The organism is Rugamonas brunnea (assembly GCF_014042345.1).
Classification (GTDB): domain Bacteria; phylum Pseudomonadota; class Gammaproteobacteria; order Burkholderiales; family Burkholderiaceae_D; genus Rugamonas; species Rugamonas brunnea.
In genome coordinates this window covers 1-255 of record NZ_JACEZT010000072.1, presented here as the reverse complement: position 1 = coordinate 255, position 255 = coordinate 1, and the positions used below count along the sequence as shown (strand labels likewise).

Annotated in this window: 2 tRNA genes; both read right to left on the bottom strand. The window is 52.5% G+C overall.

The features are described 5' to 3' along the window. Positions 1-48: 48 nt before the first annotated feature. A tRNA-Ala gene (locus tag H3H37_RS25545) sits at positions 49-124 on the bottom strand. 17 nt (positions 125-141) lie between these two features. Further along, positions 142-218, bottom strand: a tRNA-Ile gene (locus tag H3H37_RS25540). Positions 219-255: the final 37 nt, after the last annotated feature.

Sequence of the window (255 nt, the reverse complement as noted above, 5' to 3'; positions counted from 1 at the left end):
CAAACCTAAACCGCTTATGGCTTACGTTTGCGCTTTTACTCGAACCTTTGGTGGAGGATGACGGGATCGAACCGACGACCCCCTGCTTGCAAAGCAGGTGCTCTCCCAGCTGAGCTAATCCCCCGTTGATTCAGGCGAAACTGGTAGGGCTGGTTGGACTCGAACCAACGACCCCCGCGTTATCAACACGGTGCTCTAACCAGCTGAGCTACAGCCCCAAATGCTGTTCTTCTTAATTACAGTCGATAAGTGTGA